Source organism: Mucilaginibacter litoreus, assembly GCF_042676805.1.
Taxonomy (GTDB): domain Bacteria; phylum Bacteroidota; class Bacteroidia; order Sphingobacteriales; family Sphingobacteriaceae; genus Mucilaginibacter; species Mucilaginibacter litoreus.
On the sequence record NZ_JBHTHZ010000003.1, the window covers coordinates 223,637 to 239,641 of the forward strand.

The 16,005-nt window shown below is 42.0% G+C and carries 23 protein-coding genes; 17 read left to right on the forward strand and 6 right to left on the reverse strand.

Annotation, left to right across the window (positions count from 1 at the left end):
- Nucleotides 1-152 precede the first annotated feature (152 nt).
- The 17 genes from rpsH to ACFQZX_RS07040 all read left to right on the forward strand — a co-directional run bounded on the left by rpsH (nucleotide 153) and on the right by ACFQZX_RS07040 (nucleotide 10,814).
- The gene (rpsH, locus tag ACFQZX_RS06960) at nucleotides 153-551 is read left to right on the forward strand and encodes a 30S ribosomal protein S8 (protein ID WP_449288925.1); all 399 of its coding nucleotides are present in this window, start codon (nucleotides 153-155) and stop codon (nucleotides 549-551) included.
- A 17-nt stretch (nucleotides 552-568) separates the two neighbouring features.
- Complete coding sequence (gene rplF, locus ACFQZX_RS06965; protein WP_377113027.1) at nucleotides 569-1,126, forward strand: 50S ribosomal protein L6; 558 nt, start codon at nucleotides 569-571, stop codon at nucleotides 1,124-1,126.
- 5 nt (nucleotides 1,127-1,131) lie between these two features.
- Entirely contained in the window at nucleotides 1,132-1,476 is a 345-nt protein-coding gene (gene rplR / locus ACFQZX_RS06970; protein ID WP_449288926.1) for a 50S ribosomal protein L18, read from the forward strand.
- Between the two features lie 12 nt (nucleotides 1,477-1,488).
- Nucleotides 1,489-2,007 (forward strand): 30S ribosomal protein S5, encoded by a 519-nt coding sequence (gene rpsE, locus ACFQZX_RS06975; RefSeq protein WP_095703473.1) that lies wholly within the window; start codon nucleotides 1,489-1,491, stop codon nucleotides 2,005-2,007.
- Between the two features lie 6 nt (nucleotides 2,008-2,013).
- Nucleotides 2,014-2,193 (forward strand): 50S ribosomal protein L30, encoded by a 180-nt coding sequence (rpmD, locus tag ACFQZX_RS06980; protein ID WP_095703474.1) that lies wholly within the window; start codon nucleotides 2,014-2,016, stop codon nucleotides 2,191-2,193.
- A gap of 4 nt (nucleotides 2,194-2,197) precedes the next feature.
- Nucleotides 2,198-2,644, forward strand: coding sequence for a 50S ribosomal protein L15 (gene rplO / locus ACFQZX_RS06985; protein WP_377113029.1), 447 nt, complete (start codon nucleotides 2,198-2,200; stop codon nucleotides 2,642-2,644).
- A 5-nt stretch (nucleotides 2,645-2,649) separates the two neighbouring features.
- A complete protein-coding gene (gene secY, locus ACFQZX_RS06990) occupies nucleotides 2,650-3,993 on the forward strand; it encodes a preprotein translocase subunit SecY (RefSeq protein WP_377113032.1) in 1,344 nt (447 codons plus the stop codon).
- Nucleotides 3,994-3,999: 6 nt separating this feature from the next.
- Entirely contained in the window at nucleotides 4,000-4,791 is a 792-nt protein-coding gene (gene map / locus ACFQZX_RS06995; protein ID WP_377113034.1) for a type I methionyl aminopeptidase, read from the forward strand.
- Between the two features lie 63 nt (nucleotides 4,792-4,854).
- Entirely contained in the window at nucleotides 4,855-5,073 is a 219-nt protein-coding gene (gene infA / locus ACFQZX_RS07000) for a translation initiation factor IF-1 (RefSeq protein ID WP_022833270.1), read from the forward strand.
- Between the two features lie 9 nt (nucleotides 5,074-5,082).
- Entirely contained in the window at nucleotides 5,083-5,199 is a 117-nt protein-coding gene (gene ykgO, locus ACFQZX_RS07005; RefSeq protein ID WP_022833269.1) for a type B 50S ribosomal protein L36, read from the forward strand.
- 77 nt (nucleotides 5,200-5,276) lie between these two features.
- Complete coding sequence (rpsM, locus tag ACFQZX_RS07010) at nucleotides 5,277-5,654, forward strand: 30S ribosomal protein S13 (protein ID WP_377113036.1); 378 nt, start codon at nucleotides 5,277-5,279, stop codon at nucleotides 5,652-5,654.
- 135 nt (nucleotides 5,655-5,789) lie between these two features.
- Nucleotides 5,790-6,179 carry a 30S ribosomal protein S11 gene (rpsK, locus tag ACFQZX_RS07015; RefSeq protein ID WP_377113038.1) on the forward strand — a complete coding sequence of 130 codons (390 nt, stop codon included), beginning with the start codon at nucleotides 5,790-5,792 and terminating at the stop codon, nucleotides 6,177-6,179.
- Nucleotides 6,180-6,245: 66 nt separating this feature from the next.
- The gene (gene rpsD / locus ACFQZX_RS07020) at nucleotides 6,246-6,854 is read left to right on the forward strand and encodes a 30S ribosomal protein S4 (protein ID WP_377113041.1); all 609 of its coding nucleotides are present in this window, start codon (nucleotides 6,246-6,248) and stop codon (nucleotides 6,852-6,854) included.
- 175 nt (nucleotides 6,855-7,029) lie between these two features.
- On the forward strand, nucleotides 7,030-8,022 hold the full coding sequence (locus ACFQZX_RS07025) for a DNA-directed RNA polymerase subunit alpha (protein ID WP_377113043.1): 993 nt from the start codon (nucleotides 7,030-7,032) through the stop codon (nucleotides 8,020-8,022).
- Nucleotides 8,023-8,174: 152 nt separating this feature from the next.
- Nucleotides 8,175-8,756, forward strand: a complete 582-nt coding sequence (gene rplQ / locus ACFQZX_RS07030; protein WP_377113045.1) for a 50S ribosomal protein L17 — start codon at nucleotides 8,175-8,177, stop codon at nucleotides 8,754-8,756.
- Between the two features lie 194 nt (nucleotides 8,757-8,950).
- Entirely contained in the window at nucleotides 8,951-9,592 is a 642-nt protein-coding gene (locus ACFQZX_RS07035; RefSeq protein ID WP_377113047.1) for a phosphatase PAP2 family protein, read from the forward strand.
- Nucleotides 9,593-9,623: 31 nt separating this feature from the next.
- Entirely contained in the window at nucleotides 9,624-10,814 is a 1,191-nt protein-coding gene (locus ACFQZX_RS07040; protein ID WP_377113049.1) for a DUF1624 domain-containing protein, read from the forward strand.
- A gap of 4 nt (nucleotides 10,815-10,818) precedes the next feature.
- Here ACFQZX_RS07040 and trxA read toward each other — a convergent pair whose 3' ends face one another.
- The 6 genes from trxA to ACFQZX_RS07070 all read right to left on the reverse strand — a co-directional run bounded on the left by trxA (nucleotide 10,819) and on the right by ACFQZX_RS07070 (nucleotide 15,981).
- Nucleotides 10,819-11,115 (reverse strand): thioredoxin, encoded by a 297-nt coding sequence (trxA, locus tag ACFQZX_RS07045; protein WP_377113052.1) that lies wholly within the window; start codon nucleotides 11,113-11,115, stop codon nucleotides 10,819-10,821.
- A 52-nt stretch (nucleotides 11,116-11,167) separates the two neighbouring features.
- A complete protein-coding gene (locus ACFQZX_RS07050) occupies nucleotides 11,168-12,046 on the reverse strand; it encodes an alpha/beta hydrolase (protein ID WP_377113054.1) in 879 nt (292 codons plus the stop codon).
- Nucleotides 12,047-12,061: 15 nt separating this feature from the next.
- Nucleotides 12,062-13,069, reverse strand: a complete 1,008-nt coding sequence (locus ACFQZX_RS07055; RefSeq protein ID WP_377113056.1) for an MBL fold metallo-hydrolase — start codon at nucleotides 13,067-13,069, stop codon at nucleotides 12,062-12,064.
- Between the two features lie 63 nt (nucleotides 13,070-13,132).
- The gene (locus ACFQZX_RS07060; protein ID WP_377113059.1) at nucleotides 13,133-13,972 is read right to left on the reverse strand and encodes an alpha/beta hydrolase family protein; all 840 of its coding nucleotides are present in this window, start codon (nucleotides 13,970-13,972) and stop codon (nucleotides 13,133-13,135) included.
- Between the two features lies 1 nt (nucleotide 13,973).
- A complete protein-coding gene (locus ACFQZX_RS07065) occupies nucleotides 13,974-14,426 on the reverse strand; it encodes an RDD family protein (RefSeq protein WP_377113061.1) in 453 nt (150 codons plus the stop codon).
- 28 nt (nucleotides 14,427-14,454) lie between these two features.
- Nucleotides 14,455-15,981: a GNAT family N-acetyltransferase gene (locus tag ACFQZX_RS07070; RefSeq protein WP_377113063.1), complete on the reverse strand. Its 1,527-nt coding sequence runs from the start codon at nucleotides 15,979-15,981 to the stop codon at nucleotides 14,455-14,457.
- Nucleotides 15,982-16,005 lie beyond the last annotated feature (24 nt).

Genomic DNA, 16,005 nt, shown 5'->3' on the forward strand with positions numbered 1-16,005 from the left:
ACCTTTAAGCTTTAACGGGCAGCAAAATTCAAAGCATATCATGATATGTTTTGAATTTTTTTGTAATTTTGCGGCTCGATTTTTTTAGAATTAACCGGTAGAAGGTCGTTCGGGATGTTACCGAAAGGAAACCACTACCATAAACAACAATAATGAATACAGATCCAATCGCAGATTATCTTACAAGAGTAAGGAATGCTATTAAAGCCAACCACAGGGTTGTTGAAATTCCTGCATCAAATCTGAAAAAGGAAATCACTAAAGTGCTTTTCGAAAAAGGTTACATTGCTAATTACAAGTTTGAGGAAAACGGGCCACAGGGCAGCATAAAAGTTGCTTTGAAGTACCACCCGATAACTAAAGTACCTGCTATCCGCAGCATTTCACGTATTAGTAAACCAGGTTTGAGGAAATACGCTGGTATGGATACCATGCCACGTGTGTTAAATGGTTTAGGTATCGCCATCCTGTCAACTTCTAAAGGCGTTATGTCTGATAAAGAAGCCAGGCAATTGAATGTAGGTGGCGAAGTTTTATGCTACGTTTATTAATAGGAGGAAATTAAACAATGTCAAGAGTAGGAAAAGCACCTATTGCAATCACCGGCGGTGTTACAGTTACTGTATCGGCAGATAACGTTGTAACTGTAAAAGGCCCTAAAGGTGAGTTGCACCAGGCAGTTGATAAAGATATCACTGTAGAGCAAGAAGGCGACCAGCTATTGGTTAAACGCCCTTCAGACCAAAAACGTCATAAAGCGTTGCACGGTTTATACCGCGCGCTTTTAAATAACATGGTAGTTGGTGTTACCACCGGTTACAAGGTAGAGCAGGAGTTAGTAGGTGTGGGTTACCGTGCCACAAACACCGGCAACACTTTAGATTTAGTGTTGGGTTACTCTCACCACTATGTATTTGAACTACCACAGGAAATTAAAGTTACAACCACTGCTGAAAAGGGTAAAAACCCAACCATCATCCTGGAATCTAACGATAAACAACTTATTGGCCAGGTAGCGGCAAAAATCCGCTCGCTGCGTAAGCCAGAGCCTTACAAAGGTAAAGGTATCAAGTTTGTTGGCGAAGTATTAAGAAGAAAAGCAGGTAAATCAGCATCTAAAAAATAATCGTCATGAAATTATCAAGAAGAGACAGAATTAAAAAAGGTATCAGAAAACGCCTTTCTGGTTCAGCAGCCCGCCCACGTTTATCTGTATACAGAAGCAACAAAGGCATTTATGCGCAAATTATTGACGATGTAACAGGTAAAACCCTTGTATCAGCTTCATCTTTATCAAAAGATTTTTCAGCTAATGGTACAAAGTCAGACCAATCTGTAGCAGTAGGCAAACTTGTAGCTGAAAAAGCTAAAGCTGCCGGTATTACCGATGTAGTGTTTGACAGAAATGGTTACCTGTACCATGGCCGTGTTAAATCACTGGCTGAGGGTGCACGTGAAGGTGGTTTAAACTTTTAATCGAAACGAGAAATGTCAACAATCAACATAAAAAGAGTAAAATCAAGCGAGATCGAATTAAAAGACCGCTTGGTAAGCATACAGCGTGTTGCCAAAGTAACCAAAGGTGGCCGTACTTTCAGCTTCTCTGCCATTGTGGTAGTAGGTGATGAAAATGGCGTAGTAGGTTACGGCTTAGGTAAAGCTAAAGAGGTAACAGAAGCTATTGCGAAAGGTATTGATGATGCTAAAAAGAACCTGGTAAAAGTTCCGATCATCAACAGCACTATCCCGCATGACCAGATTGGCAAATTCAGCGGTGGTTTTGTATACATTAAACCAGCTGCTAACGGTACCGGTGTTATTGCCGGTGGTGCGATGCGTGCGGTATTAGAGAGTGCAGGCGTACATAACGTATTGGCTAAGTCAAAAGGTTCATCAAACCCGCACAACGTGGTTAAAGCAACCGTATCTGCATTGGCCCAATTACGTGATGCACATACAGTAGCTCAACAGCGCGGTATTAGTTTAGGTAAAGTATTTAACGGATAATCAGTCATGTCGAAAATCAAAATAACACAAATAAAAAGCGTTATCGACAGAAGCGAGCGCCAGAAGAAAACCGTTGAGGCCTTAGGCCTTAAGAGAATTAACCACAGTGTGGAAGTTGAAGCCACTGCAGCTATTATAGGTATGGTTAGAAAAGTTAACCACCTTGTAGCGGTAGAAAATATCTAATATCATGAATTTAAGTAATCTGAAACCTGCAGAAGGTTCTACTAAAAATAGGAAAAGAATTGGCCGTGGTACCGGTTCGGGCCGTGGCGGTACATCAACCCGTGGCCATAAAGGTGCCGGTTCACGTTCAGGTACATCTACCAAGGTAGGTTTTGAGGGTGGCCAGATGCCATTACAGCGCCGTGTACCTAAGGTAGGTTTTAAAAACCCTAACCGCGTGGAGTATGTTGGTGTTAACCTTGACGTATTGCAAGCATTAACTGAAAAATATTCATTATCTTCAGTTGATTTTGATACGCTGAAAGAGCATGGTTTGGTTTCTCGTAACGACATCGTAAAGATCCTTGGTCGTGGTGAGTTAAAAGCCAAATTAGAAGTTAAAGCACATGCATTTACTGCTACTGCTCAAAAAGCTATTGAAGCAGCAGGCGGTACCATCGTTAAGTTATAATTTCAATGAAGAAATTTTTCACCACATTATCCAATATCTGGAAAATTGAGGATTTAAGAGTGCGTATAATAAACACACTCTTATTTCTTTTGATATATCGTGTTGGTTCATTTATAGTGTTGCCGGGTGTAAACGCGGCTTCGCTTAACTCATCGCAGAACAAAGAAGGCCTTGTAGGCTTGCTTAACATGTTTGCCGGAGGTTCGTTCTCACGTTCGTCTATCCTGGCATTGGGTGTTATGCCTTACATCTCGGCATCAATTGTTGTGCAGTTGCTTGGTATTGCCGTTCCGTACTTTATTAAATTGCAAAAAGAAGGTGAAAGCGGACGCAACAAGATCAATCAATGGACACGTTACCTGACTATCATTATTACTGCATTACAGGCTGTTGGTTATCTGAAATCTCAGGTAAACCCTGATGCTATGCTGATCGCTAACCCTTATTTTACCATACTTAACACGTGTGTGTTAACTGCAGGTACTTTATTTGTAATGTGGCTTGGCGAGAAGATAACTGATAAAGGTATCGGTAACGGTATATCATTAATCATCATGGTGGGCATCATTGCCCAGTTGCCAAGCGCATTTGTGGTTGAATTTAACTCACGTACCAATGGTGCCGGTGGTTTAATTACTTTTATAGTTGAGATTGTTGCTTTATTAGGTGTAGTAATGTTTACTATACTGATAGTACAGGGTACACGTAAAATTGCAGTGCAGTATGCAAAGCGTATTGTAGGTAATAAACAATATGGCGGTGTTCGTCAATATATACCTTTAAAAGTAAATGCTGCCGGTGTAATGCCTATTATATTTGCGCAGGCGTTAATGTTTATACCGGCTACAGTAGCTCAGTTCTTCCCGAACGCGGCTTCAAACGGTATACTTATCGCTCTATCAAATTATAACTCATGGGAGCATAACCTGGTATTTGCGATATTGATCATCTTGTTTACTTACTTTTATACGGCTATCACTATCAACCCTAAGCAAATGTCTGATGACATGAAAAAGAATGGTGGTTTTATACCAGGTGTTGCACCGGGTAACCCAACTACCAGCTTTATAGATGATGTCATCTCTAAGATCACTTTGCCGGGTTCGATATTTTTGGCTATCGTAGCGATCATCCCTGCGCTGGCCAGCATGGTAGGAGTAAGCAGCTTATTTGCAAGATTTTTTGGTGGTACCTCATTGATCATCCTGGTGGGTGTGGTATTGGATACACTACAACAGATAGAAAGCCACTTGTTGATGCGCCATTATGACGGTTTGATGAAAACAGGCCGTATCAAAGGCCGTTCAAGTGTGCCTGCTGCTTCTGGTGCTACGCCGCCGGTTATATAAAATTGCATGTCAAAGATCAATTATAAGTCTGTCGAGGAGATAGAACTCATAAGAGAAAGTTCTTTACTTGTTTCTAAAACACTTGGGGAAGTAGCTAAGGTTATTGCCCCGGGTGTTACTACTTTAGAGCTAAACACCCTTGCCGAAACATTCATCCGCGATAACGGAGGGGTGCCGGCGTTTCTTAATTACAACGGTTTCCCTTATTCTCTTTGCATTTCGCTTAATGACCAGGTAGTACACGGCTTTCCGGGTAAACATGCACTGGTTGAAGGTGATATCGTATCTGTAGATTGCGGTGTAGTATTGAATAAATACTATGGCGACTCTGCTTATACTTTCGCTATCGGCGAGGTTGATGAAACAACTCAAAAGCTCATGCAGGTAACTAAAGAATGCCTTGTTAAAGGTATTGAGAAAGCCGTAGTAGGTATGCGCATAGGCGATATTGGTTACGCCGTGCAGGAACATGCCGAAAAGCATGGTTTTGGGGTTGTAAAAGAACTTGTTGGCCATGGCGTAGGTTTGCGGTTGCATGAGAAGCCTGAAGTGCCTAACTACGGTAAACGTGGCGCAGGCATCAAGTTGGAAGAAGGTATGGTGATCGCTATAGAACCTATGATAAACGCGGGCCGCGCGGGTGTGAAATTTTGGAACGATGGCTGGACAGTATCTACTATCGATAAAAAACCATCTGCGCACTATGAACATACGGTAGCTGTAAGAAAGGGCCAGGCAGACATTTTATCGACGTTTTCATACATTGATAAAGTTTTAGAAGAAAAAAATAAAATATAAAATATTTTTATTAATTTTGCATCCCGCTTTGGGAGTGGATAATTAAGTAATAATCAGTAAAATATGGCAAAACAATCCTCGATTGAGCAAGATGGTACAATTCGCGAAGCATTATCTAATGCGATGTTTAGAGTTGAACTTGAAAACGGCCACGAGATTATTGCACACATATCCGGCAAAATGCGTATGCACTACATCAAAATATTACCTGGCGACAGGGTAAAGCTGGAGATGAGCCCATACGATTTAACAAAGGGTAGAATAACCTATAGATATAAATAAGCAAACGAGATGAAAGTTAGAGCATCCATTAAAAAGCGCAGCGCTGATTGCAAAATCATTCGCCGTAACGGGAAACTTTACGTGATCAACAAAAAGAATCCTAAGTTCAAACAGCGTCAGGGATAATTAAAAAAAAAGATATTGTAACGATTCGTACAACGGTAGCCGCCGTTCGGTCGTGTACTTAAAAACAACAAACAAATATGGCAAGGATTTCAGGTATTGATTTACCAAAAAATAAAAGAGGCGAGATAGGTTTAACCTACATTTACGGCATTGGCCGTTCAACCGCCCAGGACATTTTAACCCAGGCAGGTATTGATTTCAATACTAAAGTTCAGGATTGGACAGATGAGCAGTTAACTGCTATTCGTACCATCATTAACGATCAGATCAAAGTTGAAGGTGCTTTACGTTCAGAAGTTCAGCTTAACATTAAACGTTTAATGGATATAGGTTGCTACCGTGGTACCCGTCACCGTAAAGGTTTACCTCTGCGTGGTCAGCGTACTAAAAACAACTCACGTACCCGTAAAGGAAAACGTAAAACAGTTGCAAACAAGAAAAAAGCTACTAAATAATAAGTGATTAATGATTGGAGAGTAGCGTTTATAGGTACTTAAAGATCATTAGGAATATATTTAAAAATTAAATGATTAATGGGTCCGAATTATTTGCTAATTCAGTAATCCACTAAATCAACAATTAACCAAGCAATGGCTAAAAGTAAAAAAGTTACCAAAAAACGTATCGTTGTTGTTGAGCCTGTTGGCGAAGCGCATATCAACGCTACCTTTAACAACATCATCATTACCCTTACCAACAAAAACGGCCAGGCCGTATCATGGTCTTCAGCAGGTAAAATGGGTTTTAAAGGTTCAAAAAAGAACACCCCTTACGCTGCATCACAAGCTGCTGCCGACTGCGGTAAAGTTGCTTATGACTTAGGTTTGCGTAAAGTAGAGGTGTTTGTTAAAGGCCCGGGTTCTGGTCGCGAGTCGGCTATCCGTACGCTGCAAACAACCGGTATTGAGGTAACTACCATTAAGGACATTACCCCGCTTCCACACAATGGTTGCCGTCCATCAAAACGCAGAAGAGTTTAATTCACTAAATTTTTAAAGCTAAGATTCAACAGCTGCGGGCTGTTTGATACTTTAAAACACACTATAATGGCAAGATATACAGGCCCCAAATCAAAAATCGCTCGTCGTTTCCGTGAACCAATTTTTGGTCCGGATAAGGCATTGGAAAGAAAAAACTACGGTCCCGGCATGCACGGTGCTTCTAAAAGAAGAGGCAAGCAGTCTGAGTACGCTGTACAGTTACAGGAAAAACAAAAAGTTAAATACACTTACGGTGTGTTAGAGCGTCAGTTCGAAAACTTGTTTCATACTGCATCTGCTAAAGAAGGTATCACCGGCGAGAATTTGTTAAAATTCCTGGAAGCCCGTTTAGATAACGCAGTTTACCGTTTAGGTATTGCTTCTACTCGTTCTGCAGCCCGCCAGTTGGTTGGCCACAAACACATCACTGTAAACGGTAGCGTTGTAAATATTGCTTCTTATCAGTTAAAAGCAGGTGACGTTATCGCAGTGCGCGAAAAATCAAAATCTCTTGAAGCCATTACTAATTCAGTAGCAGGCCGCAAGATCAATAAATACAGCTGGTTAGAGTGGGATGCTGCCGAGTTAACAGGCAAATTCCTTAACTATCCAAACCGCGATGAGATTCCTGAAAACATCAAAGAGAACCTTATCGTTGAGTTGTACTCTAAATAAGATATAAGAATTTAGATATGAGATTTGCGACACAAGGTCCAAATCTCATATCTGTTTCATGTATATATAAAATTTAACGGTTTTAGATATAGATAAGAAAAGAGCATAACAGGTCTCAAATCTCGTGTCTCATATCTCAAATCTATTACCAAGTAACAATAAACCAAAGATATAAATGGCAATTTTAGCATTTCAAAAACCAGACAAGGTTATCATGCAGAAATCGAACGATTTTGACGGCACATTTGAATTCCGCCCGTTAGAACCAGGCTTCGGTGTAACCATTGGTAATGCTCTGCGTCGTATCTTACTTTCTTCATTAGAAGGTTATGCTATTACATCTGTACGTATATCAGGTGTAACGCATGAGTTTTCAACCGTTAAAGGTGTGGTTGAAGACGTAACCGAGATCATCCTTAACCTGAAACAGGTTCGTTTCAAAAAAACAGGTGAATCGGGCGATAATGAGAAAATATTTGTGATCATTAACGGTCAGGATGCTTTCACAGCAGGTGATATCACTAAGTTCTCAAACAACTTTGCTGTTTTGAACCCAGAGCTTGTAATCTGCAACATGGATTCATCAGTAACGCTTGAAGTTGAGTTAACTGTTGCCAAAGGCCGTGGTTATATATCAAGCGAGGAAAACAAAAATCCTGACGCTGCAGTAGGTGTGATAGCTATCGACTCTATCTTTACACCTATTAAAAACGTAAAATACACTTTAGAAAACTATCGTGTAGAACAAAAGACCGACTACGAGAAACTTATCCTTGATATTTCTACAGATGGTTCAATCCACCCTGAGGATGCATTGAAACAAGCTGCTAAGATCCTGATCCAGCACTTTATGCTGTTCTCTGACGAGAACATGATGCTTGAGGCGCAGGCTAAAGAAGAAACTAAAGAAGTTGATGAGGAGATCCTGCACATGCGTAAGATCCTGAAAACCGAACTGGTTGACCTTGATCTTTCTGTACGTGCGCTTAACTGCTTGAAAGCTGCCGATATCCGCAGCCTTGCAGACTTAGTTTCTTACGATGTTGCTGATATGTTAAAATTCAGAAACTTCGGTAAAAAATCATTAACTGAAATTCAGGACCTGGTTAAATCAAAGGGTTTATCTTTTGGCATGAACCTGTCTAAATTTAAGTTAGACGAAGAATAATCAAAAAGATATAAGAGTTAAGAATCAGGAAGCAAGGCCATCTTGAATCTTGTTTCTTAACTCTTGAATCTATATACAAACCCGGCATAATTCCGAGGGCTTGACGAAGAACCGCCGCCCGACGGTATGCACGTGCCACAACAAACAAACAAATGAGACACGGAAAAAAAGTTAATCACTTAGGCCGCACCGACAGCCACCGCAAAGCAATGATGTCTAACATGGCATCATCACTAATTCAGCACAAACGTATCACTACTACTTTAGCTAAAGCGAAAGCTTTACGCGTGTATGTTGAGCCTTTGTTAACAAAATCAAAAAACGATACTACTCACTCTCGCCGTACTGTGTTTAGCTATCTGCAGGACAAAGACACTGTGAACATCCTGTTCCGTGAAGTTGCCGAAAAAATTGCTAACCGCCCGGGTGGTTACACTCGTATAGTTAAGTTAGAAAACCGTTTAGGTGACAACGCTGAAATGGCGATCATCGAGCTGGTTGACTACAACACTGTTTACGGTAAAGATGTAGCTGCTAAAACCGAGAAAAAATCACGTCGCCGTGGTGGTTCTGGTAAAGGTAAAGCTGCTGCTGCGCAAACTGAAGTTGCACCTGCTGCAGCAGAAGAAGTTGCTCCCGTAGCTGAAGCTGCACCAGCAGTAGAAGAAGAAGCTCCGGCTACCGAAGCTCCTGCATCACCAGAAAAGGAAGAAAATGCAGAAAAAGGCGAGTAATTGATATTACTACTCAAAAGCGTAAAGCCCCGGGAAATAACCGGGGCTTTACGCTTTTATAGCGGTTATAGCAAACCCTATAAAACTACTTTAGGTAAATAGAGTTACTATTAGGCTGAGGCATTATTTAAATCTATCAGCATTAATGTATAACGGCTAAATCAATACCAATGAATAAACGGCGGCAGCGGATAATGCTGTTAGTATTAATTTTAATTATAGCTGGCTTTGTGGCCTTATCGGTGTTGGTGATTGCTTATCCGGAAATGGCTTTGGATATCAGATTATCAAAAGATATACAACAGCATCAAAATCCGTTTATAGATGGGGTAATGCTGCTGATTAGTACGCCGGGCTATATGCCCGAATCAGTAATTATAGTACCAGTTACGGCGCTGCTATTTTTTTTGTTTAAATATAAAAAAGCCGCCGGCTTTATATTACTTACCGGAGTTTCAGGTTTGATTAGTACGATTGTTAAAGCCCTGATTAACCGGCCGCGCCCATCTGATGGTCTGGTGCGTGTTATTCTTAAAACCACCCAGCAAAGCTTTCCGAGCGGGCATGTGTTATTTTACGTTGCTTTCTTCGGACTGTTGATTGTTTTAATGCTACAACTGGAAGGAATCAGCAAATGGATTAAATACCCGGTTCTTTTTATCTCGTTGTTTTTAATATTGAGCATACCCATCTCCAGGATTTATATGGGGGCGCATTGGTTTACTGATGTTTTAGGTGGCTTTATGCTTGGTATACTTTATCTGTACCTGTTATCCTGGCTCTATCTTCGTAAACCCGCTGATAAACAGGAAGCTCCTGTTGCAGAAACTAAATAATTTGTATATTCAGGTAATAAAAACCTGAATCATGACAACCGCCTTACCCATTAAAGCAAGGATACAATCTATTGATATCCTCAGAGGGGCTATTATGCTGATTATGGCACTCGACCATACACGCGAGTTTTTGCATCATGGCGGTATAATGTCTGATCCTACAGACCTGAGGACCACTACTCCCATGCTTTTCTTCACACGCTGGATAACACACTTCTGCGCACCTGTATTTGTGTTCCTTAGCGGTGTATCTGTTTACCTTGCAGGCACGCGAAAATCAAAGAAGGGGTTAAGCAGCTTTTTAATTAAAAGAGGGTTGTGGCTTGTGTTTATAGAGATAGTGGTTATGACACTGGCATTTACGCTTAATCCTTTATACAATGCCGTTGCCCTGCAGGTAATATGGGTAATAGGTATAAGTATGATTATACTGGGCCTTTTAATATGGGTACCGCTGAAAATTATTGGTTTTATAGGGATTGTGCTGGTGCTTGGGCATGATGCTCTCAATTTCATCAGGCTGCCTGAGAATAGCGCTGAGGATGTGTTGATGAAGTTGCTTTTTACAGCCCGGGGCTCTTTGTTCTTTTTAGATAAGATGCATGTAGTGTTTGCACTTTATGCCATACTCCCCTGGACAGGTGTAATGATGCTGGGATACGCCCTTGGCTCAATTTATGAAGCCGGTTATAATGCGGCTAAACGAAAAAGCTTTTTGTTATATAGTTCAGTTGCTTTGTTTGCCATATTCCTGGTGCTGCGGTTTGTAAACGGTTATGGCGACCCGGCGCCATGGGCAGTACAAAAAAATGGCATATTTACATTCATGTCGTTTTTGAATGTCAGCAAATATCCGCCCTCTTTAATGTACTGCTGCATCACCCTTTCGGCGGCATTAATGGTGCTGGCGCTGACTGAAAATGCCACGGGCAAACTGGCTGCCTTTTTTAAGGTATATGGCAGCGTGCCCTTCTTTTATTATGTGCTGCATTTCTATCTGATAAGGTTAATCAGCGTGATAATATTTTTTGTACAGGGTTTCGGTGCATCTGATATCATCACACCGAATGATCCTTTCCTGTTTACGCCACCGGGAGTGGGTTTTGATCTTGGATATGTTTATATATTTTGGCTGATGATCATACTGCTGCTTTACTACCCTTGCAAATGTTTTTCCAACTATAAAAAAACACACCTGCAATGGTGGCTAAGCTATTTGTAACCAATCAAATATACTGCTCAATTACCTGCTGTAACTGCCGGGCCTGTACAACGCCGCTTTGGCGCCACTTGCTTTGCCCTTTCTGAAAGATCATCAGCGTAGGTACACTTTGAACATGATAAGCGCTTGCAGCAGCCGGGTTTTTGTCGATATCTATCTTAATGATAGTTACCTTATCACCAAGGGCATCTTTTACCTGTTTTAATATCGGCGGCATCATTTGGCAAGGGCCGCACCACTCTGCAGAAAAATCAATGAGTACCGGTTTTTCTGACGCTATTATATCCTGAAAGTTAGCCATGATATTTACTTTTTAAGTGATAACCAATAAAAGTGAAATACGTTTGCAACCATTAGTGCATTACCTTTTTTGTTTCAGGTTGCAAAATATGGCTGTCCTGCAGCCAGTCGGCCAGGCGCTGCGGCCAATTGTTGATAGACACCAAATTCCGGTTTTTACCCATGTTAAAGGCATGGTCGCCTTTAGCGTACATGTGCATCTCTACGGGGACTTTAGCTTCGCGATAAGCCTGTAATAGTTTAATGATAGGTAACGAGCAGCAGGCATCATCATTAGCAGCTACCAAAAAAGCCGGAGGCGCATTGGCAGGGATAGTTTCAGGGACATATCCTGGTCCGGGATACACCTGTACTATAAAATCGGGTTTGGCGCTAAGCCGGTCAACCGGATCTTTTGCAGCAGGGTTTGCAGCATTGTTGTTAAATGCCACCATATCCACCACCTCGCCACCGGCAGAGAAGCCCATAATGCCAATGCGGGCGGTATCTAAATGATATTTTGCCGCCTTGCTGCGCACCAGGCGCATCGCCCTTAAAGCATCTTGCCTGGGATGAATGTCCACGTTGTAGGGTGAAAGCGTATCCCGCCCTAAACGGTACTTCAAAACAAAAACAGTTATGCCTAAACTGTTATAAAACTTAGCCGGCTCTACGCCTTCAGAATTGTAAACCAGGAGGCGATGTCCGCCGCCGGGACATACTATCACTGCAGCCCCATTGGCTTTATCCGCAGGTGGTAGGAATACAGTAAGCGATGGATTATGAATATTACGTACGTAATAATCCTTAGCTACCTCGGGTTCGTTCCTGCGAGCCTCAAAACCAGGTGCCCCGTTTTTCCAAAGTGGTATAACGGTTTGCGCGTGTGAGGTGATAGCGCAAAGCAATGTCATCCAGCTAATGGTAACGGTTAACAATACAGGTTTCTTCATATCGCAAAATTTAGGTTAACTGCCTGTAGTACTCATGAAACGCTTCCACCAGTTGGAGTTATAAGCGCCCTCAACTTCGGTAGGCTGGCCGGGTTCAGGTAAAAATAACTCAATATTTTTTTCTTTTGCAAACTTCAGCAACCTTTCTGCAGGTTCGTACCAGGCATGCGGTGCCAGGTTAAAAGTACCCCAGTGAATAGGCATCATTATCTTACCTTTTAGTGCCAGATGGGCGTTGGTAGCGTTATCAGGCCCCATGTGGATATCAGGCCAGTATTTGCCGTAAGCGCCAATTTCAAGCATGGTGAGGTCAAAAGGTCCAAAGGATTCGCCGATCTGAGCAAAATCGGGTGACCAGCCGGAATCAGCTCCAAAGTAAATATTGTGTTGCGGGCCTTTAATAATAAATGATGCCCATAGCGTTTCATCACGATGTAAAATGCCCCTTCCCGAGAAATGCCTTGCAGGCGCGGCGGTGATCACACAATCACCAATGGTAGTGCTGTCGGCCCAATCCACTTCATATATCATTCCTTCGGGAATGCCCCAGGCTGCCAGATACTTTGCTACACCTAACGGTGTAATAAAGGGGATTGATTTTTTTGCGAAGAACCGGATAGTAGCTGTATCCAGATGGTCATAATGATCATGCGATACGATGACTACATCTATTTTAGGCAGATCGGCCAGTGCTATAGGGGGCTGAAAAAAGCGCTTGGGGCCGAAGAGTTGTGTGAAGGATACCCGGTTACTCCAAACAGGGTCGGTAAGTATACGGATGCCATCAATTTCTATAAGCAGGCTGGAATGCCCTACCCAGGTTACGCGCAAACCCGTTGCAGGCGCATTGTCATAAACGCTTATATTGGTTTTAAAAGGGCCTAACGGTATCTTAGGTGTGTTTTCTGCTTTGTTGCGAATGTATTCCCCTAAGATTGGGATCATCTTATCGAAACCGGCTTCGGTTGTAGGGGTAGTGTTGACGAACTTTGCGCCATTTTTGCGCGATTTGGCTAAACTCATAAGCAATTATAAGGTGTTTGACTATTTGTGCAAAATAGTCAGCATTAAGTTTACTTTTGAATGTCAATTGCTTTCACCATGCAAAAATTTGATAGCAATATCAGCGAACTCTTTTAATTGCTGCGGAAGCTCATCTTTTAAGTATGGGTGGGTTGCGTTAAACACATGATCGGCATCTTTTACAACTGCAAACTGGGCGTTTGGCTGTGCCTGATGCAATTCTTCGGCATGGCTAAGCGGTACACTTGTGTCCTTATCGCCATGAACAATAAGCCAGGGCTGCCTTATTTGTGCCGCTTTACGGGGTATATTCAAACGTTCAGGATGCTTCTCCAGATCTTCAAGCAAAGTGACCCTATAAGGCATATCCTGACCGGTGCGTGCGTTTTTCATGTACATAACGCCCTGTAAGCGCCATTGGTCTTCAGACTGCTTAGGCCAAAGGTTATAAAAACTGCTGATTGCAGCCTCCGTGACCAGTTTCTTTACCCTGTCATCCTCGGCTGTTTTAATAATGCTGATGCCGCCACCCATGCTGTGTCCTATCAGGTAAACGCCATCGGCAGCGGGTATGGCAGCGCCGCTGCAGGCAAAATCTATCACGGCCTTAAGATCATCCAACTCAATAGAAAAGGTATTATCGCCAAAGGCTATCAGGTCGGCAAATTCAGTAAGATGCCCCGGTGTGGTGCCATTGTGCGAAAAATTAAATTTGAGGAAGCGGAAGCCATTATTGGCAAAATGCCTTGCAACCAGGTGATGAGCGCCCCAGTCCTTGAAGCCACGTATGCCATGAGCAAATATTACCAGGGGAGCGTAAGCGTCCACGTCGTCGTAGGTAAGGTCGGCTGTTATGGGCCTCCCGGTAGCGCCGGGTATGGTATATTGCTCGTTGACTATCATATCAGAAAGTTACTTCTTTAACAGTAATATCAGCCGGTTTAATAACAACTGTATCTGCCCACAAATCTCCAAGCCGCTGATGCTTGTCTGTTTTGGAAATACTTATAAATGCAGGTATACCATACATAAAGATATCAATTGGATCAAGTAATCGTCGTTTTAAAACATCACTAAACGAAGGTTTCCCGCCATCGGTTTTATAAACCTTCAATTTTAATATATCATGGCCTGGTGTGCAACTATTAGCAGCTTCAAGTACAACAAAATATATAAACCAAAACAGTATAAGTGGTAATACCATTAAATTATTAACAATCATTTTACCTGGTTCCGTGCTTTCGTTAAATACATATATATAAACATAGTATACCACAAAGTAAATGGCATAATCTATCAGAGTAGCAAGAACTTTATGCAAGAAATAGGGCTTAGGGTTAATTATATAAAATTTCACAGCATAAATATGCCGAATTTTTATAAAACTACACTTTCTTTCCGTTAAAAGTTATTCCGTACAAGTCTGTTCGTCTGTCTTTTAAATTCTGCACACTGCCATACTCATGCAACTCCCCAAGTATCGAGAGGTCGACATCAGCTATAACAATCATCTCTGTATTTGGCGTAGCCTCCGATTGTATACCATTGGTAGGAAAACCAAAGTCTGATGGTGTAAACACGGCAGATTGCGCATAAGAGATATCCATGTTATTTACGTTTGGCAGGTTACCCACACAACCGGCTATCGCTACATAACATTCATTCTCCACCGCACGTGCCTGCGCGCAAAATTTAACACGGTTGTAACCGTTTTGGGTATCAGTGAGGAAGGGCACAAACAGTATCTGCATATCCTGGCTGGCCAAAATGCGTGATAGTTCCGGAAACTCAACATCATAACAGATAAGGATACCTATTTTACCGGCATCAGTTTCAAAAACTTTTAGTTCATCGCCACCGCGCATACCCCACGAGCTTATTTCAGATGGGGTAGGGTGTATCTTAACGCTTTCTTCCATCTGCCCGTTACGTTTAAACAAGTAGGATACATTGTACAGATGGTCATTATCTACCTTTGGCATGCTTCCGGCAACAATATTTACATTGTACGATACCGCGAATTTTGAAAACGCCTCAACAATTGGTTCGGTAAATTTTGCCAGCTCGCGCATGGCCTTTGCCGCATCCATGTGGTTAAACTCGGCCATGAGCGGCGTATTAAACAGCTCCGGGAACAAAATAAAATCCGATTGATAATCGCTTACGGCATCTATAAAGTATTCGGCGTGTTTTAACAGCTCGCTGATGTTGTTGTAAGAGCGCATTTGCCATTGCACCAAACCTATCCGTACAACGGTTTTTTGATTGATAACAGAACTGATTTCCTCGTAGTAAACGTTATTCCACTCTATCAGGGTAGCAAACCCTTTTGAGCGGTTATCCTCTGGCAGATAGTTGCGCAATATCTTACGCACGTGAAAATCGTTGGATAACTGGAACGACAAAGTCGGATCATAAATTTCCTTATATTTTACCTTATCAATGTATTGGCGGGGCGTCAGGTCGTTCTGAAATTTTTGATAATTGGGTATCCGGCCGCCGGCGATGATGCTTTTAAGGTTGAGCTTTTCGCAAAGAGCCTTGCGAGCCTCATATAAACGGCGAGCCAGGCGCAGGCCCCGGTATTTAGGATGTACAAATATTTCTATGCCGTATAAAACATCACCCTTATCATCATGTGTTTTGAAGGTGCCGCTGCCAGTTATTTGTTTATAGGTATGGTTATCACCATATTTTTGATAATCGACAATAATAGATAGCGCGCAACCTACCACTTCGCCGTTTACGGTCACACAAATTTGTCCCTCCGGGAACAGTTTGATTAATTTTTTTATTGAAGCTGCATCCCAGTAATCCTCGTCCATATCAAGGTAGGCCGACTTCATTGATTTTTTCAACTCCTGGTAGTCCTGTGCATCCAGGTTACGGAGTTCGATACTTTGCATATCCATGCTTTTTTAACCCTGTATTGGATG

Coding starts and splice junctions, on each gene's coding strand:
- rpsH (WP_449288925.1), top strand. CDS start 153: ATGAATACAGATCCAATCGCAGATTATCTTACAAGAGTAAGGAATGCT.
- rplF (WP_377113027.1), top strand. CDS start 569: ATGTCAAGAGTAGGAAAAGCACCTATTGCAATCACCGGCGGTGTTACA.
- rplR (WP_449288926.1), top strand. CDS start 1,132: ATGAAATTATCAAGAAGAGACAGAATTAAAAAAGGTATCAGAAAACGC.
- rpsE (WP_095703473.1), top strand. CDS start 1,489: ATGTCAACAATCAACATAAAAAGAGTAAAATCAAGCGAGATCGAATTA.
- rpmD (WP_095703474.1), top strand. CDS start 2,014: ATGTCGAAAATCAAAATAACACAAATAAAAAGCGTTATCGACAGAAGC.
- rplO (WP_377113029.1), top strand. CDS start 2,198: ATGAATTTAAGTAATCTGAAACCTGCAGAAGGTTCTACTAAAAATAGG.
- secY (WP_377113032.1), top strand. CDS start 2,650: ATGAAGAAATTTTTCACCACATTATCCAATATCTGGAAAATTGAGGAT.
- map (WP_377113034.1), top strand. CDS start 4,000: ATGTCAAAGATCAATTATAAGTCTGTCGAGGAGATAGAACTCATAAGA.
- infA (WP_022833270.1), top strand. CDS start 4,855: ATGGCAAAACAATCCTCGATTGAGCAAGATGGTACAATTCGCGAAGCA.
- ykgO (WP_022833269.1), top strand. CDS start 5,083: ATGAAAGTTAGAGCATCCATTAAAAAGCGCAGCGCTGATTGCAAAATC.
- rpsM (WP_377113036.1), top strand. CDS start 5,277: ATGGCAAGGATTTCAGGTATTGATTTACCAAAAAATAAAAGAGGCGAG.
- rpsK (WP_377113038.1), top strand. CDS start 5,790: ATGGCTAAAAGTAAAAAAGTTACCAAAAAACGTATCGTTGTTGTTGAG.
- rpsD (WP_377113041.1), top strand. CDS start 6,246: ATGGCAAGATATACAGGCCCCAAATCAAAAATCGCTCGTCGTTTCCGT.
- ACFQZX_RS07025 (WP_377113043.1), top strand. CDS start 7,030: ATGGCAATTTTAGCATTTCAAAAACCAGACAAGGTTATCATGCAGAAA.
- rplQ (WP_377113045.1), top strand. CDS start 8,175: ATGAGACACGGAAAAAAAGTTAATCACTTAGGCCGCACCGACAGCCAC.
- ACFQZX_RS07035 (WP_377113047.1), top strand. CDS start 8,951: ATGCTGTTAGTATTAATTTTAATTATAGCTGGCTTTGTGGCCTTATCG.
- ACFQZX_RS07040 (WP_377113049.1), top strand. CDS start 9,624: ATGACAACCGCCTTACCCATTAAAGCAAGGATACAATCTATTGATATC.
- trxA (WP_377113052.1), bottom strand. CDS start 11,115: ATGGCTAACTTTCAGGATATAATAGCGTCAGAAAAACCGGTACTCATT.
- ACFQZX_RS07050 (WP_377113054.1), bottom strand. CDS start 12,046: ATGAAGAAACCTGTATTGTTAACCGTTACCATTAGCTGGATGACATTG.
- ACFQZX_RS07055 (WP_377113056.1), bottom strand. CDS start 13,069: ATGAGTTTAGCCAAATCGCGCAAAAATGGCGCAAAGTTCGTCAACACT.
- ACFQZX_RS07060 (WP_377113059.1), bottom strand. CDS start 13,972: ATGATAGTCAACGAGCAATATACCATACCCGGCGCTACCGGGAGGCCC.
- ACFQZX_RS07070 (WP_377113063.1), bottom strand. CDS start 15,981: ATGGATATGCAAAGTATCGAACTCCGTAACCTGGATGCACAGGACTAC.